At 61.0% G+C, this 19,523-nt stretch carries 17 protein-coding genes; 10 read left to right on the forward strand and 7 right to left on the reverse strand.

What is annotated here, in order from left to right:
* The first annotated feature begins 3 nt into the window (after positions 1 to 3).
* A complete protein-coding gene (gene hisD / locus EOI86_RS06075) occupies positions 4 to 1,335 on the forward strand; it encodes a histidinol dehydrogenase (protein WP_127764203.1) in 1,332 nt (443 codons plus the stop codon).
* 37 nt (positions 1,336 to 1,372) lie between these two features.
* Here hisD and EOI86_RS06080 read toward each other — a convergent pair whose 3' ends face one another.
* Positions 1,373 to 1,852, reverse strand: a complete 480-nt coding sequence (locus EOI86_RS06080; protein WP_240035623.1) for an Lrp/AsnC family transcriptional regulator — start codon at positions 1,850 to 1,852, stop codon at positions 1,373 to 1,375.
* Between the two features lie 150 nt (positions 1,853 to 2,002).
* On the opposite strand from EOI86_RS06080, the gene EOI86_RS06085 reads away from it, so the two are divergent.
* Positions 2,003 to 3,310 carry an aspartate aminotransferase family protein gene (locus EOI86_RS06085; protein ID WP_127764205.1) on the forward strand — a complete coding sequence of 436 codons (1,308 nt, stop codon included), beginning with the start codon at positions 2,003 to 2,005 and terminating at the stop codon, positions 3,308 to 3,310.
* Positions 3,311 to 3,337: 27 nt separating this feature from the next.
* Here the strand turns inward: EOI86_RS06085 and EOI86_RS06090 are convergent, their stop codons facing one another.
* Positions 3,338 to 4,201: a LysR substrate-binding domain-containing protein gene (locus EOI86_RS06090; RefSeq protein ID WP_127764206.1), complete on the reverse strand. Its 864-nt coding sequence runs from the start codon at positions 4,199 to 4,201 to the stop codon at positions 3,338 to 3,340.
* A 150-nt stretch (positions 4,202 to 4,351) separates the two neighbouring features.
* Here EOI86_RS06090 and EOI86_RS06095 point away from each other — a divergent pair, with 150 nt between their 5' ends.
* From EOI86_RS06095 to EOI86_RS06105, 3 genes are all read left to right on the forward strand, one after another.
* Positions 4,352 to 5,059, forward strand: a complete 708-nt coding sequence (locus tag EOI86_RS06095; protein ID WP_127764207.1) for an RraA family protein — start codon at positions 4,352 to 4,354, stop codon at positions 5,057 to 5,059.
* Positions 5,060 to 5,121: 62 nt separating this feature from the next.
* Positions 5,122 to 6,093, forward strand: a complete 972-nt coding sequence (locus tag EOI86_RS06100) for a quinone oxidoreductase family protein (RefSeq protein ID WP_127764208.1) — start codon at positions 5,122 to 5,124, stop codon at positions 6,091 to 6,093.
* Positions 6,094 to 6,219: 126 nt separating this feature from the next.
* The gene (locus EOI86_RS06105; RefSeq protein ID WP_205032083.1) at positions 6,220 to 6,705 is read left to right on the forward strand and encodes a GNAT family N-acetyltransferase; all 486 of its coding nucleotides are present in this window, start codon (positions 6,220 to 6,222) and stop codon (positions 6,703 to 6,705) included.
* Here the strand turns inward: EOI86_RS06105 and EOI86_RS06110 are convergent.
* Positions 6,693 to 7,460: an SDR family NAD(P)-dependent oxidoreductase gene (locus tag EOI86_RS06110; RefSeq protein ID WP_127764209.1), complete on the reverse strand. Its 768-nt coding sequence runs from the start codon at positions 7,458 to 7,460 to the stop codon at positions 6,693 to 6,695. The genes EOI86_RS06105 and EOI86_RS06110 overlap by 13 nt on opposite strands.
* A 212-nt stretch (positions 7,461 to 7,672) precedes the next feature.
* Here EOI86_RS06110 and EOI86_RS06115 point away from each other — a divergent pair, with 212 nt between their 5' ends.
* The gene (locus EOI86_RS06115; protein ID WP_127764210.1) at positions 7,673 to 10,234 is read left to right on the forward strand and encodes a CHAT domain-containing protein; all 2,562 of its coding nucleotides are present in this window, start codon (positions 7,673 to 7,675) and stop codon (positions 10,232 to 10,234) included.
* Between the two features lie 198 nt (positions 10,235 to 10,432).
* On the opposite strand, the gene EOI86_RS06120 is transcribed toward EOI86_RS06115, so the two are convergent.
* Entirely contained in the window at positions 10,433 to 11,068 is a 636-nt protein-coding gene (locus tag EOI86_RS06120; protein ID WP_127764211.1) for a VPLPA-CTERM sorting domain-containing protein, read from the reverse strand.
* 411 nt (positions 11,069 to 11,479) lie between these two features.
* Positions 11,480 to 12,334, reverse strand: a complete 855-nt coding sequence (locus EOI86_RS06125; RefSeq protein WP_127764212.1) for an NmrA family NAD(P)-binding protein — start codon at positions 12,332 to 12,334, stop codon at positions 11,480 to 11,482.
* Between the two features lie 75 nt (positions 12,335 to 12,409).
* Here EOI86_RS06125 and EOI86_RS06130 point away from each other — a divergent pair, with 75 nt between their 5' ends.
* Positions 12,410 to 13,006: a TetR/AcrR family transcriptional regulator gene (locus EOI86_RS06130; protein WP_127764213.1), complete on the forward strand. Its 597-nt coding sequence runs from the start codon at positions 12,410 to 12,412 to the stop codon at positions 13,004 to 13,006.
* Here EOI86_RS06130 and EOI86_RS06135 read toward each other — a convergent pair.
* Entirely contained in the window at positions 13,003 to 13,470 is a 468-nt protein-coding gene (locus tag EOI86_RS06135) for a heme-copper oxidase family protein (protein ID WP_127764214.1), read from the reverse strand. The two genes, EOI86_RS06130 and EOI86_RS06135, sit on opposite strands and share 4 nt — an antisense overlap.
* 155 nt (positions 13,471 to 13,625) lie before the next feature.
* Positions 13,626 to 14,582, reverse strand: a complete 957-nt coding sequence (locus EOI86_RS06140; RefSeq protein ID WP_161973715.1) for an ArsR/SmtB family transcription factor — start codon at positions 14,580 to 14,582, stop codon at positions 13,626 to 13,628.
* A 233-nt stretch (positions 14,583 to 14,815) separates the two neighbouring features.
* Here EOI86_RS06140 and EOI86_RS06145 point away from each other — a divergent pair, with 233 nt between their 5' ends.
* From EOI86_RS06145 to metH, 3 genes are all read left to right on the forward strand, one after another.
* A complete protein-coding gene (locus EOI86_RS06145) occupies positions 14,816 to 15,706 on the forward strand; it encodes a methylenetetrahydrofolate reductase (protein WP_127764216.1) in 891 nt (296 codons plus the stop codon).
* A gap of 62 nt (positions 15,707 to 15,768) precedes the next feature.
* On the forward strand, positions 15,769 to 16,839 hold the full coding sequence (locus EOI86_RS24670) for a homocysteine S-methyltransferase family protein (protein WP_205032084.1): 1,071 nt from the start codon (positions 15,769 to 15,771) through the stop codon (positions 16,837 to 16,839).
* A complete protein-coding gene (metH, locus tag EOI86_RS06150; protein WP_205032085.1) occupies positions 16,836 to 19,505 on the forward strand; it encodes a methionine synthase in 2,670 nt (889 codons plus the stop codon). The genes EOI86_RS24670 and metH overlap by 4 nt, the downstream gene beginning before the upstream one ends.
* Positions 19,506 to 19,523: the final 18 nt, after the last annotated feature.

Raw genomic sequence — 19,523 nt, forward strand, 5'->3', positions numbered from 1 at the left:
GACATGGACAAGGTTACATTCCACGACTACGCGGCATTGAACGCGGAAGAACGAAGCGCGATTCTGCGGCGCTCCGAAGCGGACCTTTCCGACTTCCTGGAGAAGTCCAAACCGATCCTGGAAGCGGTCCGCACCGAGGGGGACGAGGCGGTCGCCCGTTTCGGGCGGGATTTCGACAAGGCAGCCGTTACGAAGGATACGATCAAGGCGACGGCGGCGGAATTCGATGCGGCGTTCTCGATGGTCGATGCGGAAACGATTGAGGCGATTGAGTTCGGCATCGCGAATATCCGCAAGTTTCATGAGGAACAGGCGCCTGAGGCGATGTGGCTGAAGGAAATTCGGCCGGGTGCCTTCGCCGGCGACCGGTTCACGCCGATCAAGTCCGTTGCGCTCTACGTGCCGCGGGGCAAGGGGTCTTTCCCATCCGTGACCATGATGACTGCCGTGCCTGCGGTTGTCGCCGGCGTGCCGGAACTGGCCATCGTGACGCCGCCGGCCCCGGATGGCTCAGTGGACGCCGCAACCCTTGTGGCGGCGCGGCTGGCCGGTGTCGATACCGTCTATAAGGTTGGCGGCGCGCAGGCCGTGGCCGCCGTCGCCTATGGCACGGAGACGATCAAGCCCGCGCTTAAGATCGTTGGCCCGGGCAGTCCATGGGTCGTGGCGGCAAAACGTTTGCTTTCCGGTGTCATCGATACCGGTCTGCCGGCCGGTCCGTCGGAATGCATCGTCTTTGCGGACGATACGGTGAATGGGGGGCTTGCCGCGCTCGACCTGTTGATCGAGGCGGAGCATGGTCCCGACTCTTCAGCCTATCTCGTCACCCATAGCAGGCGGGTGGTGGAAGAAGCGCTTGCCGCGCTTCCGGATCATTGGTCACGCATGACCGAACAGCGCGTGGCGTTTTCCAAAACGGTCCTGACCGGCCGTTCCGGTGGCATTGTTCTGACGTCGTCTGTTCAGGAAAGCTACGATTTCATCAATGCCTATGCGCCGGAGCATCTTGAGATTCTGTCCCAGGATCCCTTTGCCCACTTGTCCCACATCACCGAGGCGGCGGAAGTCTTGATGGGACCGCATACACCGGTGAGCATCGCCAATTTCTGCCTGGGCCCCAACGCGGTGCTTCCCACCAGCCGTTGGGCGCGGACCTATGGGCCGCTCTCGGTGACCGATTTCGTCAAACGATCCTCCATCGGCTATGTGACGGCGTCGGCCTATCCGGAATTCGCCAAATACGCTCATCGGCTTGCGACATATGAAGGCTTTTCGTCGCATGCCAATGCGGTATCACCGATACGGGAAGACTATTTGAAAATGGCATCGGATTGATCGCGCCTGTCGGGGCCAATTCGCGGCAATCCGTCGGTTACTCTTCCGGCGGAATCAGGCAGAAATCCGGCAGCGTGTTTTCATTCTTCAAGCTGCCAAGAAGAAAGACCGTCTTGTAACTGCGCACATAGGGCGACTCCCCGAAGACGTTCTGTGCCATGTCGTGATAGGCCTCGATGGTCTTTGCCTGGACGATCAGTAGAAAGTCGAAATCCCCGGTCACGATATGGCACTGCTGGACTTCTTCCAGGGATTGGATCCTGCGGGTGAATTCCTGGGTATAGCTTGCCTTGGGTTGGGTCAGCGTGACCATCACAGCGGCGGAGACAGGGCGTCGGAAGCGTTTGCGGTCCAGGACCGCTACCATGCGGTCGATATAACCGTCGGACCATAGCCGGGCCATGCGCTTGGCGCAGGCCGACAGGGACAGGCCAACCGCGTCGGCCATCTCGGCGGCGGTCGTGCGCGCGTCTTTCTGAAGCAGGGATAGAATGCGCCGGTCGCGGGCATCGAGCATGGTTTTCAATCCAGTTTTCCAATTCGACTAATTATCGCGTCTATTCCAGTATTTTCGAGAGAAATTCTTACTGAAGGGCAATAATAGAGAATCAGCGGCTGCTGCGCCGGATAGGATTGAGGAAATCCAACCCCAGCGGGAGGCCTCACCTTGTCCCAATCCCCGTCGCCCAAATCCGATTTTCTCGCTCGTGCCGACTCCGTCCTGCTGCGCTTTGGAGCGCATTATTTCGACAAGCAGATCGTTTCCGCCGACGGCAGCTATGTTATCGCCGAAGACGGCCAAAAGATCCTGGATTTCACCTCCGGTCAGATGAGCGCCATTCTGGGGCATCGCCATCCGGAATTGACCGCGGTGGTTCATGAATGGACGGACCGCCTGGTGCATCTGCATTCCTGCATGTTGTCTCCCCCGGTGCTGGACCTGGCCGAGGCGCTTGTGAAGATCACGCCGGACGGGCTGGACCGCGTTTTGCTGTTATCCACCGGGGGGGAGGCGAATGACGCCGCCGTGCGCCTTGCCAAACTGGTGACGGGCGGGTTTGAGGTCGTCAGTTTCGCCCAGTCCTGGCATGGCATGACGGGCGGGGCCGCGGCGGCGACCTACGCGGCCGGGCGAAAGGGCTACGGCCCGACCGCGCCGGGCAATTTCTCCATTCCCGTGCCGAACGCCTTTCGACCCCGTTTTCCGGGTGTGACGATCGATTGGCGTGACGAGTTGGACGACGCCTTCAAATTGATTGACGCCCAATCGACCGGCGCTCCGGCGGCATTCATCGCCGAACCGATCCTGTCGACCGGCGGTATCATCGACCTGCCGGAAGGCTATCTTGCCGCCCTGAAGCAGAAATGCACGGAACGCGGAATGTTGTTGATTCTGGATGAGGCGCAGACGGGTATCGGCCGGACTGGTTTGATGTTCGCCTTCGAACGCGACGGTGTTGTCCCGGATATACTGACCCTGTCCAAGACGCTGGGCGCGGGCCTGCCCCTATCGGCCGTGATGACCAGCGCGGCAATCGAGGCGACGGCGCATGAACGTGGCTTTCTTTTCTATACCACCCATGTGGCCGATCCCTTGCCGGCGGCGGTGGGCGCGAAGGTGATCGAAATCGCCCTGCGTGACGATTTGCCGGGACGGGCGGCGCGCCTCGGTGGGCGGCTTGAAGATGGGCTGCGGGCCTTGGCCAACAAATACGAGAAGATCGGCGATGTCCGTGGGCGGGGCCTGCTGCTGGGGCTGGAGGTCGTGACCGACCGCGCGAGCAAACGGCCCGACGAGGCCTATGGCGTGAAGGTGATGGAAATCTGCGCGCGCGACGGGCTGAACATGAACATCGCAAGCCTGCCGGGTCTGTCCGCCGTTTTCCGCATCGCGCCGCCCCTGTCGGTGACGGAGGGCGAAGTCGACGAAGCCCTCGACATCCTCGACGGCGCGCTGGCGGAAGCGATGGGATAGGCCGCAAACGCGCAAGTCCCATTCTCCTCAGGACGCCATCTCTTTTGCGACGGCGCGGACGGTATCGCACAGGTCGCTTGCCGCCGCCGAGGGGCCGTGGGCGGATAGCATCCGCAGTTCGACCGGCGGCAGGTCGGGCAGTGCGTAGCGACGCGTGATATCGGCAATACCTTCGGGGACGCTTTTCCCGGTCCGCACCGAAATGCCGTGCCCGCCCCGAACGGCGCCCCAAACACCGGGCAGGCTGGGCGTGGTCAGGGCGAGCCGCCATTTGCGGCCGGCTTGGTCCAGTGCCTGTAGGGCGGCCTTTCGGAACAGGCAGGGATGGTCGTACATGACCAGCGGCAGGATATCCTCCGCCGGCCTTTTCATGCCCGTCGCCCCGTACCAGTGCAGCGGTAGATCCGCGATATGCGTACCCTGGCGTTGGACGCCGTGGTCGAAGAAGGCGATGGCCGCGTCCAGCCGGCCGGTCAGGACTTCCTCCTCGAACATATGATTGCGTCCGGCGCGGACTTCCAAATGCACGTCCGGCCGCAGACGTGAGTAGCGGTCCATGACGGCGGGCAGAAGATCCTCGAAATAATCCTGAGGCAAACCCAGCCGAACCGTCGTTCGGTTCACCGCCGTGCCCAGCGCGGCGGCAGCCTCGTCGTTCAGCGCGATGATCCGGCGTGCATAGCTCAGCAGTGCCTCGCCCGGTTCGGTGGGTTCCAAACCCCGGCCTTTCCGGACGAACAGCTTTTCGCCGGTCTGCTCCTCCAGCTTCTTCAATTGCATGCTGATCGCCGATTGTGACCGACCGAGGTGATTGGCGGCGCGGGAGAAACTGCCGAGTTCGACGCCGGTAATCATGGTGCGCAGTGCGTCCATGTCGAAGGTTTGGTTCATAGTTTCGAAATCCGAATACGGGTTTTCATATATATTCGTTATTCAAAAGTATTTTTGGGCGTTAGCGTCAAGCCAATTCGGAAGCGCTGTCGTATGGCGGCCACCTGAAAAGCTGTTCGAAAATCCTGATGGAAATGAAGGAAGGATGACATGGCCGACGTATCGCTGATCAAGGAACTTGCCTATCTGACCACCCCGCATATCGCCGATGGATGCCTGGTTTCCGGTAATCCGATCCGGATTGCGCCGGCGGGAACCAAGGCGGTCGTTGCCGGCATGACCTGCTTCGGCCGGGCCAGGCCGATCCAGCATCTGGGCAGCATCGATATTTTCCTGGAGGCGATCGAAGCAATGCCGCCGGGAGAGGTTCTGGTCGTCGACAACGGCGGCAAACTGGATGAGGCGTGCATCGGAGACATCATCGTGTTGGAGGCACAGGCCGCGGGCGCGGCGGGATTCGTCGTCTGGGGGCTCCATCGCGACAATCGGGAACTGACGGCCGCGGGCTTTCCGGTGTTCAGCCTGGGGGCGGTGCCAACCGGCCCGCAAAGATCCGCGATCCGCCCGGACGATGTGCTGACCCGCGCCACGGTCGGCAACGTCACCGTGACATCGCAGGACTTTGTCGTGGCCGATGAGAACGGCGCGCTTTTCCTGGCCGAAGACAAGCTTGAGGAAATCGTGCCGGCCGCGATGGCCTATCGCGATATCGAAGCGCGTCAATTGAAAGCCATGCGGACCGGCACGTCATATCGTCAGCAGGTCGCCTTCGCCGACTACCTGACGGTCCGGGCGCAGCGGCCGTCCTACGGTTTCCGCCAGCATTTAAAGGAAATCTCGGCGGCGGGCGAAGTCTGACGCCGCAGCCCGGACGATCCTCCACCCAACAACATCCCCAAAAACCAGGAGTAACAATAGTCATGTCCTATGCCATCCGGATACATCAAACGGGCGGGCCCGAGGTTCTGAAATGGGAAGAAGTCGACCTGCCCGCACCGGCGGCGGGGGAAGTGATGATCCGCCAGTCGGCCGTCGGTCTGAACTATATCGATATCTATCAACGCGACGGACTCTACCCGATCCCGATCCCCGGTGGTTTGGGCGTGGAAGGGGCGGGCGTCATTGAAGCCGTCGGCGCCGGCGTGACCGGTTTCAAGCCTGGTGACCGCGTCGCATATGCCGGGGCGGTCGGTGCCTATGCGGAGGTTCGCAATGTTCCCGCCGCCTCCGTTTTGGCCCTGCCGGATGGCGTGTCGGAAGAAGACGCAGCCGCCACCCTGCTGAAAGGCATGACGGTGCAATTCCTGATCCGCCGAACCTATGCGGTCGGCGCGGGCGACACGGTTCTTTTTCATGCCGCCGCCGGCGGTGTGGGCCTGCTTGCTTGCCAATGGCTCAGTGCTTTGGGTGCGCGCGTCATCGGTACGGTCAGCTCGCCGGAGAAAGCGGCCCTTGCAAAGGCCAATGGCTGCGACGAGACCATCAACTACCGTGAAGAGAACATCGTTGAGCGGGTCAGGGACCTGACCGACGGCGCGGGCGTGCCGGTGGTCTACGATTCAGTCGGCAAGGACACCTTTGAGACCTCGCTTGATTGCCTGCTACCGCGCGGCATGCTGGTCAGTTACGGGAACACGACCGGCCCGGTTGACGGCGTCAATATCGGGGTCTTGGCGGCGAAGGGGTCGCTTTATGTGACGCGCCCCGTGCTTGGCGCCTATATCGGGACGCGGGCTGAGTTGGAAGCCACCGCCGCGGACCTGTTCGCGATGATGGAAGCAGGCAAGGTCAAGGCATCGATAGGGCAGCGATACGCCCTGAAGGATGCCGCCAAGGCCCAGGCCGATCTTGCCGCAGGGAAGACAGTCGGTGCGACGATCCTGCGCCCCTGAGCGGGATCGCGGCGCACCGCAGCACCTCCGTGAACACGACGCGTTCACGGAGGTGTTTATTCCAATCCGTTTGGAGCCCCTGTATGCCCGACAGCGTCGGAAATGCACTGGCAAGGGACGATGGCGGTGGCGCGGATTGGTTTTGCACCTCTTCAGGACATTGCAGAAGAAGACCTGATCGCCTTGATGAACGAACCGGCGGTCGGACATTTTCTGCCGTTGTTGGGAGACGGCTTCACGGCGGCGGATTGCCGTGCCTTCCTGGTGGCGAAACAGGCCCTTTGGGACGCGCATGGCTATGGTCCCTGGGCCTTCCTGATCGATGGGGACTTTGCCGGCTGGGGCGGGCTTCAGCCGGAGCAGGGGGACGCGGATTTTGCGATGGTCCTGCATCCCCGGTTCTGGGGCTGGGGCCGCCGCATCTTCACCCTCATCAAGGTGCGCGCTTTCGGTGAAATGGGGCTTACCTCCATCACTGCGCTGCTGCCCCCGGCACGTACGAACGCGAATGCAATCAAACGCCTTGGATTCGTCGAGGACGGCAGCGTGCATGTCGACGGTGAGCGGTTCAGGCGGTTCCGCCTCTGCCGCGACGCCGGTCAGAAGGCGTAACGATGCATGCCGCCGTCGACCGGGACGGTCACGCCGGTGACATAGCCCGCGATGGGGGAGGCGAGGAAGACGATAACGCTGGCGATCTCTTCCGGTTCGCCGAAGCGCCCAATCGGGATCATGGAGTCGATGAAGGCGTCCCGCGACTCTTCCGTCGGATGCAATTTCTGCATGATCTGGCGCGTCTTGATCCGGCCGGGCGCGACACAGTTCACGGTGACCCCGTCTTTCGCGACTTCCGCCGCCAGCCCCTTGGACCAACTGGTCAGGGCCGCCTTGGCGGGCGTTGCCGCGTTCACGTTCCAATAAACCAGCGCGCCTGAAATATTGACGACCCGTCCCCAGCCGCGTTCGCGCATGCCGGGCAGGATCGCCTGGGTCAGTTTGCGGCAGGACGTGAAATTCAGGGTCATGGATTCTTCCCAGACACGTTCTGCCTCTTCCGGTGTAACACCCTGCATCGGGCGAGACCCGCCCGCATTGTTGATTAGGATATCAACCTCACCCAAAGCGGCGAGCGCTTGTTCGGCGACCGAATCCGGGCCGTCCGGATCGGTCAGGTTGGCGGTGCAGATCGCCGGGGCTGGAAATCCTTCCGCCACGATCGCGTTGACCAAAGGCGCAAGGCGACCTTCGTTGGTCGCGGCGACGGCCAGCGCAACCCCTTCGCGCGCCAGAATACGCGCAACTTCATAGCCGATGCCTGAACTTGCGCCGGTCACCAAAGCCCGCTTTCCGGTCAGATTGAGATCCATGTTTTTTTCCCTGTTTGAACAGTATTCCTTACGGTCTGTCTTATCATTTCTACCCGCAATGTAGCACCGGCCAACGGTCACATCTGAGATGCGCCGATACGGGTCAATCCCTGGCGAATGTCGTTAACGGTATCTGGCTGCTCAATTGACACCCGGCAAAATGGATTTCATCGTTATCCCTTCCCCATAAATTACCGTTGAGCGTTTCTTCCATGACAGTTCGATCAATGCTCGGGGCCGCTTCGGCGCGGCTCTTCCGCACGAGTCCGTTTCTTGCCCTGGTCCTGGTATTGCCTCTGGCAGGGTGTGTCACCGCGACCCAGAAGGCCCGGGTTACAGGTCAGACGCAGGGCGTGGTCGCAGACGCTGCATCGGGCGGGATCGACTATGCGGCGCTGGAACATGGCGAGCATTTGATGATCTGCACGATCCTGTTGAACGCGCGGCATTATAAGGCGCTGGACGATTGCATCGCGGTTTTGGAACGGCGCAAGGCGGCCGCGCAGGAAGGCTTCACCACTGGCCTGGTTGCGGTGACGCCGGCCTATTACGAGTCCAGCCTGGCGTTGATCAAATCCAAGCGGGCGAACGAGTTGGGCGACTATGACGAAGCGGCGCGCAGTGCGCGCCGTGCTGTCGAAATCGGCCAGGGCAATGACGCGCTGGTGCAGGTCAACAGCGGCTACAGCATGCTTTCCGGATTGTTGACGCTGGGCATGGCCGCACCCAACGATCCGGACTCTCCCTATCAGCAAAATTTGCGTCGGATCGTGTTGGCTGATGCTTACTCCGCGATGGCGACCGCGCAATACGGCTTGGGCGACATGCAGGCGCTGGAAGGCGTCCGCAACGCGTTGAAACAAATCTATTCGGAAGAAAACCTCAGCGAGCAAAATCCGCTGACCCGGCATTTGAAGCACAGCCTGTCGCACAGTTATTTCCTGACCGGCGATTACAAGCAAAGCTATGACTGGCTGGTGCGGGACGACCGCAGCGCCTTGCTGCAGCTTCTCGATGGGGTGGGGGAAGCCTATATGACCATTGGTGTGCTCGCCACGCCGGTCAGCGAGGCCATGGCGCAAGCCATCGCAGGGGCCTCGACCGAGGATCTGAACTTCATCAACAATCTGCCCTTTGCCTTCCGGCTATGCGTCACCGCGCTGGAAGTGGGCCGCAATGATGAAGCTCGCAACTGTTTCGAAACCATTTTGAACGAACCGCTCAGCCGGCCCTTTGGCGAATACCGCTTCGGTACCTATTACGGTTTGGCGCGGATCGCACGGGATGCGGGGGATCCGGCGAAAGCGATCGGGTATCTGAGCAATGCGATCGACCTGATAGAAGGCCAGCGTGCATCCATCCTGACGGAGGGTCACAAGCTGGGCTTCATCTCGGACAAGCAGGATCTTTACCGCATGCAGGTCGACCTGCTTCTGGAAACGGGCGATGTGGTCGGCGCGCTTGAATATGCGGAACGGTCGAAATCGCGGGCGCTGATCGACTTGTTGGCTGCCCGCGAGGGTGGGGAGGCCGGCGTTCTGGTCGCAGGCGACAATGCGGCTGCGCTACCGGCGCAGGTCGCCGCCCGGGACCGTCTGTTGGAAGAGTTGTCGTCGATTGAGCAGGAAGCCCGCATCGGTCTGCCGAACCGGGACCGCGGCGCGTCGCTGGCAGCGCGCCGGGCCGAGGTGTTGGACCGCCTGCGCCAGTCGGACCGCAGGGCCCTGCCTTTGGTTCGGGTCGACAAGCCGGACCTTGCGGCGCTTCGCAGCCATCTTCGTCCCGATGAAGTTCTGCTTTTCTACTACGGGGACGAGAATGGGCTCGTCGGTTTCCTGTATGATCAGGCGGGCGTTTCCGCGAAACGCCTGGACAGCAATAACTTGGATGTCCTGGTCGAAGTGTTCCGTGAGCAATTGGCCAGGAAGACGGGGGGCGGATACCGGACACATGCCATTCGGCTGTATGAACGCCTGATCGCGCCTTTTGCGGCGCAGGTGGCAGGCAAGTCGTTGGCCATCGTGCCGCATGGAAAACTCCATTACCTGCCCTTTGCCGCGCTGTATGACGGGGATGCGCATCTGGCTGAAAAGCACGCTTTGCGCATCCTGCCCAGCGCCAGTGTTCTCGACTATATCGACCGGGGTGCCGGTGGCGCCGGGGCCATGCTGGCCTTGGGCAATCCGGCGCTGAACGATCCCTCGCTGGATCTGCCGGGGGCGGAGCGAGAAGCACAAGCAATCGCTGCCGAGTGGAACGGCTTGGCATCGTCCGGCGGCGCGCCGGCAAGGGCGGATCTGTATCTGCGCAATCAGGCAACGGAAACGGTCGTGAAGACCGGGGCGCAGGGCTACGGCGTTCTGCACCTGGCCAGCCATGGTGTGTTCGACGGGGATAAGCCGCTGGCCTCGCGGCTTCTGCTCAGCGCGGATGATCGCAATGACGGCGTGCTGACGGTGCGGGAGATCTATGACCTGACGCTCTCCGCCGACCTAGTGACGCTAAGCGCTTGTGAAACCGGTCTGGGTGAGGTCGCCAACGGCGACGACGTCATTGGTCTGACGCGAGGCTTTCTCTATGCCGGGGCGGGGTCGATCGTGTCCAGCTTGTGGACCGTGTCGGACGATGCCACCGAGGTCCTGATGAAGGCCTTCTACCGCAACCTTCAGACCATGCCGAAGACGGAGGCCCTGCGCCGCGCGCAATTGGAAACGGCGGCGCAGTATCCCCATCCGTATTTCTGGTCGGCCTTCCAAATCAGCGGCGCAGTGTGAGGTGAAACCGTGCAAGGAAGGCGTCGTATTCAGCCTTCCTTGCCAATCCAAGCCCGGCCAAACAGGCCCTGTTTTTTTTGAAGTCGCTTTGCAACGTTGGTTTGGGAAGGAGAGGGCCGCCGATGCGACGGGCGCATTGTGCCTCTCCGCCCCGCGCCTGATCTAATCAGACCTATTCTCGCGGTTTTCCAATTCAGATCAGGCTGAATTGCGTGTCGCGGCGCGAGCCCGCCGCTTGCGGAAGCGGGCCATTACCGAAAAGCCGACAATCGCGGAAGCCAAGAGTGGAAGAGCTGCCGGTACCGGAACCGCATGCACCACATTAAAGGTCACCGTAAAGTCCATGTTTGTCGACTGCGGTCCGGGTGATATCGTTACCAGCCCGTTGAACCCAAACCGTAAATTCCCCTGAACATCCCCCGGCAACGTGCCTACAGCAAAGGATCGGTTGATGATTTCCGTAACCGATCCTGGTTCAGAATAGGTATCAAAATCATCAAATGTCGCAATGAACGTCTCAAGGACGACTTCAAATGGGTTGAACGTTAGGAGATCGAAACTGTTTCCGTTGAGACCATTGGGGCCGACTGGGGCCCAATCCACCTGTACCGACTTCAGGACGGAGTTTTCCGGCAGGACGATGTTGAACGCATCGAAATTATCGAAGAACGTACCGCGGACAATGTTGTTGCCGAAGTCGAAATTAAAGGGTGTTGCAACACTGTCGTCAATGTCGCCACTGATTGCCTCATCATAGAAAAACGGCGCCGCGTTGGCCTGTCCACACAGAATGACTACGGTTCCGATTGCCGCAAGAAATGCTCTTAACTTCATAGATCTACCCCCTACTTCGCGTGATCCGCGATTAGCCCCCAATGGCAAGAATTTGAAGCTAGCTCTCTCCGGTGCTGATTGCCATAAAAAGTAGCGTCGTAATTTTTAACGTATGTTCACGGTATCAATCAATTGTAGACAGCGGGGGGGGCCGCTTGGTCTTTTAACTTCTTGGCAAAGATAGCACGTCCGCCCATGGGGCGAGATCGCCAATCCGGAAGATGAGCGAAACGACCGGCAGGTTGAACACCATGCGGTAGATCCGTTGCATTACATTATTTCCGGCGTTCGGTCCCCGCACGGTCTAGGTCGCGTTTCACAAAGTTGGGAAAGGTGTTGAAAATGCCGACGACAACCGCGGCCCAAAAAGGCCGCGGCTGCGTTGAGTTAAGGTGAGGGATGTCTTTGTATTTATGACTGTTCCTCCCTGATTGGCGCCCATACGCCCTTAGCGGCTGTCTCAGTGGCAAAATCGGCGAAGTCGCGCGGGGCGCGGCCCAATGCTTTTTGCACGCCGTCGGTCACCTGGGCATTGCGGCCGTCCAACACGGTGGTGAACAGATAGTTCAACAGCCAGATGAAGTCGCCGGGGACTTCGGCCGCTTCCAGATAGGCGGTGTATTCTTCCGCCGTGATCTGGCGGAAGCGGAAATCGCGGCCGCTGGCCTCGGCGATTTCGGCCACCGCGTCCGCGAAGGTCAAAAGGCGCGGGCCGGTCACTTCGTAGATTTTACCGATATGCCGCTCGTCGGTCAGGGCCGCGGTCACGACATCGGCGATGTCGTCGACATCGATGAAGGGTTCCTTCACATCGGCGATGGGCAGGGCCAGTTCACCGGTCATCAAGGCGTCCAGAATGAAGCTTTCGCTGAAGTTCTGCGCGAACCAGCTGGCACGAACGACGGTCGCGTCCGCGCCGCTTTCCATCAACACCTGTTCGGCGGCCTGCGCTTCGTCCTCACCCCGGCCCGACAGCAGCACCATGCGCTTGACACCCTGACCCAAGGCAATCGCCGTGAAGTCGCGGATGTCATCCACAGCGCTCGGCACGGCAAGGTCCGGTTGGTAAACGATGTAGAGCGCGGCGGCGCCTTTGACGGCGTTTTCCCAGGTGGATTTATCTTCCCAGTCGAACGGCGTGCCGGTGGAGCGGGAAACGGCCCTGACGGGAATGCCCTGCGTTTGCAGACGGGTGGCGACACGGCCGCCGGTTTTGCCGGCGCCGCCCAGAATGACAACGGGTTTACGGTTCTGAATGTCGGTCATGAAAAGATCCTCCAGCGTTGAAAGTTTACACGGTGTAAAGTTTGACGAAACGGCAAATAGGTGTAACTTGACACGATGTCAAGGGATGCAGCCGAAACACGCGAAAAAATTTTGAACAGCACGCTCGACCTGCTGGAGGCCGGCGACCCCCATCGTGTGCGCATGTCCGATATCGCGAAGGCGGCGGGGGTGTCGCGTCAAGCGGTCTATCTGCATTTCCCGTCGCGCGCGGAATTGCTGATAGCCGCGACCTATTTGCTGGACGATCGCAAGGGCGTGGAAGAACGGTTGGTGGCCAGCCGCTCGGCCGGGTCGGGACGGAACAGGCTGGATGCCTATGTGGATTGCTGGGCCGGATACCTGCCGGAAATCGCCGGTGTCGCCCGCGCTTTTTTGGCGATGGTGGAAACTGACGCGGAAGCGGCCAGCGCCTGGAACCAACGCATGGAGGATGTGCGCGAAGGCTGCGAAGCGGTCGTGAAGGCCCTGAAGGCCGATGGCGACCTGGCGAAGGGCCTGACCATCAAAGCCGCCACGGATTTATTCTGGACCCTGTTGTCTGTGCGCAATTGGGAACAGCTCACGCGGGACTGCGGCTGGTCGGAAAAGGAATACGGTAAATACATCAAGGCCGCGGCGCGGGCGGTGTTGGTGAAGGGGGAGGGCGGTTAGCGACTAGATTCAATTTTGCCGAAGCGCCAGCGTGCATAGGCGGACCATATGGCCAGCGCGAGTATGGCTACCATGGCCATCAACGCAGTATAGGCAGAGACCAGAGAGATTTGATTATACAATTCAAACCCATCCGCATAGTCGATATAGCGATGTGGCTGCGACATCGTTAACTGCAAGATCAGATCGTTCGAGTTCAAAGCCGCTATAGACGTGAAAAACGGCCAGAAGAGCCACCGTGATATGCGTGGAAATCGCATGGCGTGAAATCGATCCTGGACCCAGGTTATGGCAGCCAAGATAAAGATCACGAGCAGTTGCGCGATCAACGTATGAAACGATGCCACCACATAGGAGGTGTCTAGGAAAATCCCGTTCTGACCGTCACTCCCAAGTAAAACGGCAACAGGAATATTTGCCGAGATAAAAAGCGAGGTGATGCCGAAGCCTCCCAGCAGGTGCATGACCGACGGCCTTATCCCGCGAATGTGGGCGGTTACGAGCAGCAGGACAGTCAGAACAAACGCAGTATGCGCTGCCAGTCGAACAAAGCTGGAATGTCTAGCTAGAAGATCCAGCCATACTTTGAGGTCTATCCAGTCGTGCGGTGTGATAGACGTTATCCCTTCACAGCGAGCGTTGCGAACACCTTCAGCTTACCACCGTTCAACTCGGTCGTGTCTTCGACGGTCAGGCCGGCCTGGGTCAGCCAGTCCTGCATTTCTTCCTTGTCGAAGCCGGGCCAGAGGTGTTGCAGGGCGGTGCGGATTTCCGTGTTGTCATGGCGCACCAGGTCGATGATCAACACCCGACCCCCTTTGGTGAGCACGCGAGCGATTTCGGTGATGACCAGCGCCGGTGTTTCCGAATAGTGCAGCACCATATGAACCAGTGCGGTGTCGAAGGTTTCCGCCTCATACGGCATTTGCGTCATATCCGCGTGGCGGACCTGGCAATTGTTGAGGTTCGACTCCTCGATATTGTTCCGGGCGATGTCGAGCATTGCGAAGGAATTGTCGATCCCGATTCCGGCGCCGATGGACGGGCCCAGCTCCAGCAGGGCCTTGCCCGTGCCGGTGCCCACATCCAGCAAATGCTTCACCGGCTTCGCCAATAGGACGTCGCGGATATGCGCGTCGATCGCCGATTGATTGACCAGTTCGGCCCGCATTTCCTCCCATTTCGGGGCATTCTCACGGAAGAATTGCTGGATCCGCTGCTGCCGCGCATCCATCCGGCGGGTCAAAATCTCATGATCTCGTCGGAAGACCGGGGACATCATATCGATATTTTGCAGGATATAGCGGGCCAACGAGATGCCGGCCTTGTTCGAGTCCTGACCCGGGATGGCCGATCCTTGCCCCGCCAGGCGATAGCGCGCCCATTGGCCTTCCTGATAGCGCTCGAGCAAGCCTGCCTCGACCAATATCTTCAGGTGGCGGGAGACACGCGATTGCGTCTGGCCCAGGACCTGGATCAGGTCCGTGACCGAGAGTTCGTGCTGCGCGCAAAGCGCCAGTATCCTCAACCGCGTCTGTTCCCCTGCCGCGCGCAAGGCCTGAAGCAACAAATCCACTACGACCACCCAACTTTGATGCCGGCCCCGGTTTTCCCCGGTTCTATTGGTAGGTCCAGGGGTTTTGCGGGAAAGGGCCAAGCGTTTCCTTCCGCATTCTATCGCCATAGAGTCCGAGATAAATCAAGAAATCAAGAAAACTTGATATATTGATATAGGCGTGCATAATGGGCCGGTGAGCAAACCGCCATGCGCGACCGGAGAAACCGGGCGCCCCCGGCAGAGAGGTCCAGATGAGCAAACCGGCGCCCGACCACGCGACCAAGATCAAGCTGTCCTTCGAATATTTCCCGGCCCGGACCGAGAAGGCGGCGGCGACCCTGCGCCGCACCGCTTCGGCTCTGGATGCGATGGGGCCGCGTTTCACGTCGGTTACATACGGCGCGCTGGGTTCGAACCGGGATGCCAGCATCAACACAATCGCCGATGTCCAGGATGCAACCGCGGCCCCGGTCGCCGCGCATCTGACCTGTTCCGGTGCCTCGCGAGAGGAAATTCACGCGACGGCCGACCGGTTCTGGGACATGGGCGTGCGGTCCGTCGTCGCCTTGCGCGGGGACGCGGCGGATGACGCGGACGCAGTGCGCGCCTACGACCATGCGTCGGACTTCGTGGCCGGGCTGAAAAAGCGCCATGGGTTCGAGGTCAATGTGGCCGCTTTCCCGGAAGGACATCCCGAAACCAGCGGCCCCGGATTGGACGGCCAATTGGTCGATATCGAAAACCTGAAGCGCAAGGCGGATGCCGGCGCGGACCGGGCGCTATGCCAATTCTGTTTCGACGATGAGGCCTTCCTGCGCTATCGCGACCGCGCTGCCGCGGCGGGGATCGGAATCGAAATCGCCCCCGGCTTTCTGCCGATCATGAATTTCCGCCGCTTGGTGGATTTCAGCGAGAAATGCGGCGGCACCCTGCCGCAATGGCTGTGGGACCGTTTCGCCGGCTACGAAGACGACGTGGAAGCGACACGCCGCATCGCCGTTGAGGTGGGCGCGCGCCAGATCGAACGCCTGCGGGCGGCCGGCGTCGACAGGTTCCACGTTTTCACCCTGAACAAGGCCGCGCTGGTGCAGGACATTTTCCGCGCCGCCGGTGTCGAGACGCGCGACCGTATCGCCGCCTGACCAAATGATGAAACGGCCGGCGGGGCGATGGCCCGGCCGGGGATAAGAAAGAGAGGCCGACAATGGCAACGCAATCATCCAATACCGACCTTCTGCTCGAAGTCGCCAAGGAGCGTATCCTGGTCACGGACGGCGCCATGGGTACCATGATCCAGGCGGAAAAGCCGACAGAAGAGGATTATCGCGGTGAGCGTTTCGCGGATGTGAAGGCGGACCTTGTCGGGAATAACGAGCTTCTGTCCCTGACCCGGCCGGACATGATCCGCCGCATCCACGATGCCTATCTGGAAGCGGGCGCGGACATCGTCGGCACCAATACTTTCAACGCCAATGCGATTTCCCAGGCCGATTACGGGCTGGAGGATCTGTCCTATGAGTTGAACTATCAGTCGGCGCTGCTGGCGGATTCCATGGCGGATGAGTGGACCGCGTTGACGCCCTTGAAGCCGCGTTTCGCCGCCGGTGCGGTCGGGCCGACGAACAAGACGGCCTCGATCTCCCCCGATGTGACCGATCCGGGTTTCCGCGCGGTCGATTTCGACACCCTGGTCGCCGCCTATAGTGACGCGGTGCGCGGGTTGATGGATGGCGGCGTCGACCTGCTGCTGGTGGAAACCATTTTCGATACGCTGAACGCGAAGGCGGCGCTCTATGCCATACAGTCGGTCTTCGATGAACGCGCAACGACGCTGCCGATCATGATTTCCGGCACCATCACCGACCGGTCGGGCCGGACGTTGACCGGCCAGACCCCGGAAGCCTTCTGGGCCTCTGTCGAACATGTTCGCCCCTTCAGCATCGGGCTCAATTGCGCGCTGGGCGCGGATGAAATGCGGCCGCATATCGCTGAGTTGTCGCGCATCGCCGATACCCGGGTCAGCGCCTATCCCAATGCGGGCCTGCCGAACGAGTTGGGCGGCTATGACGAAACCCCGGAGCAGACCGGCGGCGCGCTCGGCGAATGGGCCGAGGCAGGATTGGTGAACATTGTCGGCGGATGCTGCGGCACGACGCCGGACCATATCCGCGCCATCGCGGCCGCCGTCGACGGCGTCGCGCCCCGTGACATTCCGGCATCGAAGACCAGCTTGCGTCTTTCGGGCCTGGAAGTGTTCGAGTTCCGCGCCCAATGATCGGTACATTCATCAATATCGGCGAGCGGACGAATGTTACCGGCTCCGCCAAGTTTCGGAAGCTGATCCAGGCCGACGATTATAACGGTGCGCTCGACGTGGCGCGCCAGCAGATCGAGAACGGCGCGCAGATCATCGACGTCAACATGGATGACGGCCTGATCGACGGGGAGGCGGCGATGACCACCTTCCTGAACCTGATCGCGTCGGAACCGGATATCAGCCGCGTGCCGATCATGATCGATTCCTCGAAATGGTCGGTCATCGAAGCGGGCCTGAAATGCGCCCAGGGCAAATGCGTGGTGAATTCCATCAGCCTGAAGGAAGGCGAAGCGGATTTCCTGGCCCAGGCGCGCGAGGTCCAGAAGCTGGGCGCCGCCGTCGTGGTCATGGGCTTCGACGAGGACGGCCAGGCCGATACGGTCCAGCGCAAGGTGGAGATCGCCGAACGCAGCCACGCCTTGTTGACGCGCAAGGCCGGTTTCCAATCCCATGACATCATCTTCGATCCGAACATTTTCGCCGTGGCGACCGGGATCGACGAACACAATGACTATGGCAATGCCTTCATCGAGGCGACGCGCCAGATCCGCGAAAAGCTGGAAGGGTGCCACGTCTCCGGCGGGGTATCCAATCTGTCATTCTCCTTCCGGGGGAATGAACCGATCCGCCGTGCGATGCATTCGGTCTTCCTGTATCACGCGATCCGCAACGGCTTGACCATGGCGATTGTGAATGCGGGCCAGATCGACATTTACGACGAGATCCCGAGACATATCCGCGACACGGTGGAAGATGTCATCCTGAACCGCCGTGACGACGCGACCGAACGCCTGTTGGCGCTGGCGGAAGAAGTGCGCGATACGGGCGGTCCGAAGAAGGAAGCCGCCAATGCGGAATGGCGGGAAAAGCCCGTCGTGGAACGCCTGCGCCATGCGCTGGTAAACGGCATCGACAAACATGTTGTCGAGGATACGGAAGAGGCGCGGCTAGAGGCCGACCGTCCGCTGGAAGTCATCGAAGGCCCGCTGATGGCGGGCATGGGTGTGGTCGGCGATCTGTTCGGGTCGGGCAAGATGTTTCTGCCGCAGGTGGTGAAAAGCGCGCGGGTCATGAAACTCGCCGTCAATCATCTGATCCCGTATATGGAGGCGGACAAACGCGCCGAGGACCGCCAGGAAAAGGGCAAGATCCTGATGGCGACGGTGAAAGGCGATGTGCACGACATCGGCAAGAACATCGTCGGCGTGGTGCTGCAATGTAACAACTACGATGTCATCGATCTTGGCGTCATGGTGCCGACGGAAAAGATCCTGGAAGTCGCCAAGGCCGAGAATGTGGATGTCATCGGGCTCAGCGGTCTGATCACGCCCAGTTTGGACCGGATGGTCGATGTGGCGTCGGAAATGGAACGCCAGGGCTTCGACATTCCGCTGCTGATCGGCGGGGCGACGACCAGCCGCAAGCACACCGCCTTGAAGATCGAGCCGCAATACAGCGGCGGCGTCATTCATGTGGACGATGCCTCGCGCGCCGTGTCCGTCGTTTCCCGTCTGCTGTCCGACAATACGCGCCAGCAGGTGCTGGACGAGGCCGCCGCGCTGTACGAGGGCATTCGCGAAAACCGATCGCCGGACGCCCGCGCCAAGGGCGGCGTGTCGCTGAAAGTGGCGCGCGGGAACCGGTTCCAGGCGGATTGGTCTTCCTATACCCCGCCGCAGCCGGGCTTTACCGGTGTACGGGAAATTGAAGACCTGTCGCTTGCCGACATCGCCGAGCATATCGACTGGACGCCCTTCTTCCATACCTGGGGCGTAAAGGGGGCCTATCCCCGCGTACTGGACGACCCGAAGAAGGGCGCCGTCGCGCGCGACCTGTTCGACAAGGGCCAGGCGATGCTGGATCGCATCGTGAAAGAGGAATGGTTCCAGCCCCGCGCCGTGGTCGGCTTCTGGCCGGCCAACGCGGATGGCGACGATGTTGCGCTCTATACCGGCGAAGACCGTGCGGATCCGCTCGGCCATTTCCGGTTCCTGCGTCAGCAGGGCGACAAGTCCGCCGGCCGGCCGAACCTGTGCCTGTCGGACTATGTGGCCCCGAAGCAGAGCGGGTTGAAGGATTGGATCGGCGGTTTCGCCGTGACCTCCGGCCCGGAACCGGACCGCATCGCCGACCGGTTCGCGCAGGACAACCGCGACTTCGACGCGATCATGGTGAAGGCGCTGGGCGACCGCTTCGCGGAAGCCCTGGCGGAATACCTGCACAAGCGTGTGCGGCGGGAACTCTGGGGCTATGCGCCCGACGAGGCTTTGGACAACGACGCGCTGATCGCGGAGACCTATCGCGGAATCCGCCCCGCGCCCGGCTATCCGGCCTGCCCGGAACATACGGAGAAGGGCCTGCTGTTCCAGCTTCTGGACGCGGAGGAAAAAGCGGGGATCAGCTTGACCGAATCCTACGCAATGTGGCCCGGCGCCGCCGTCTCAGGCTTCTATTTCAGCCATCCGGAAGCCCGTTATTTCGGTGTCGGCCGCATCAACCGCGACCAGGTCGCCGACTATGCGGGCCGCAAGGGCATGACGGTGGAAGAAGCCGAAACATGGCTCTCCCCCAGCCTGGCCTACGACCCGGCCGATCCGGAAGAAGCGGTGAAGGATGCGGCATAGTGTTTGAGGTCCGGCCCC

Origin of the sequence: Hwanghaeella grinnelliae (assembly GCF_004005845.1) — a bacterium.
GTDB lineage: Bacteria > Pseudomonadota > Alphaproteobacteria > UBA8366 > Aestuariispiraceae > Hwanghaeella > Hwanghaeella grinnelliae.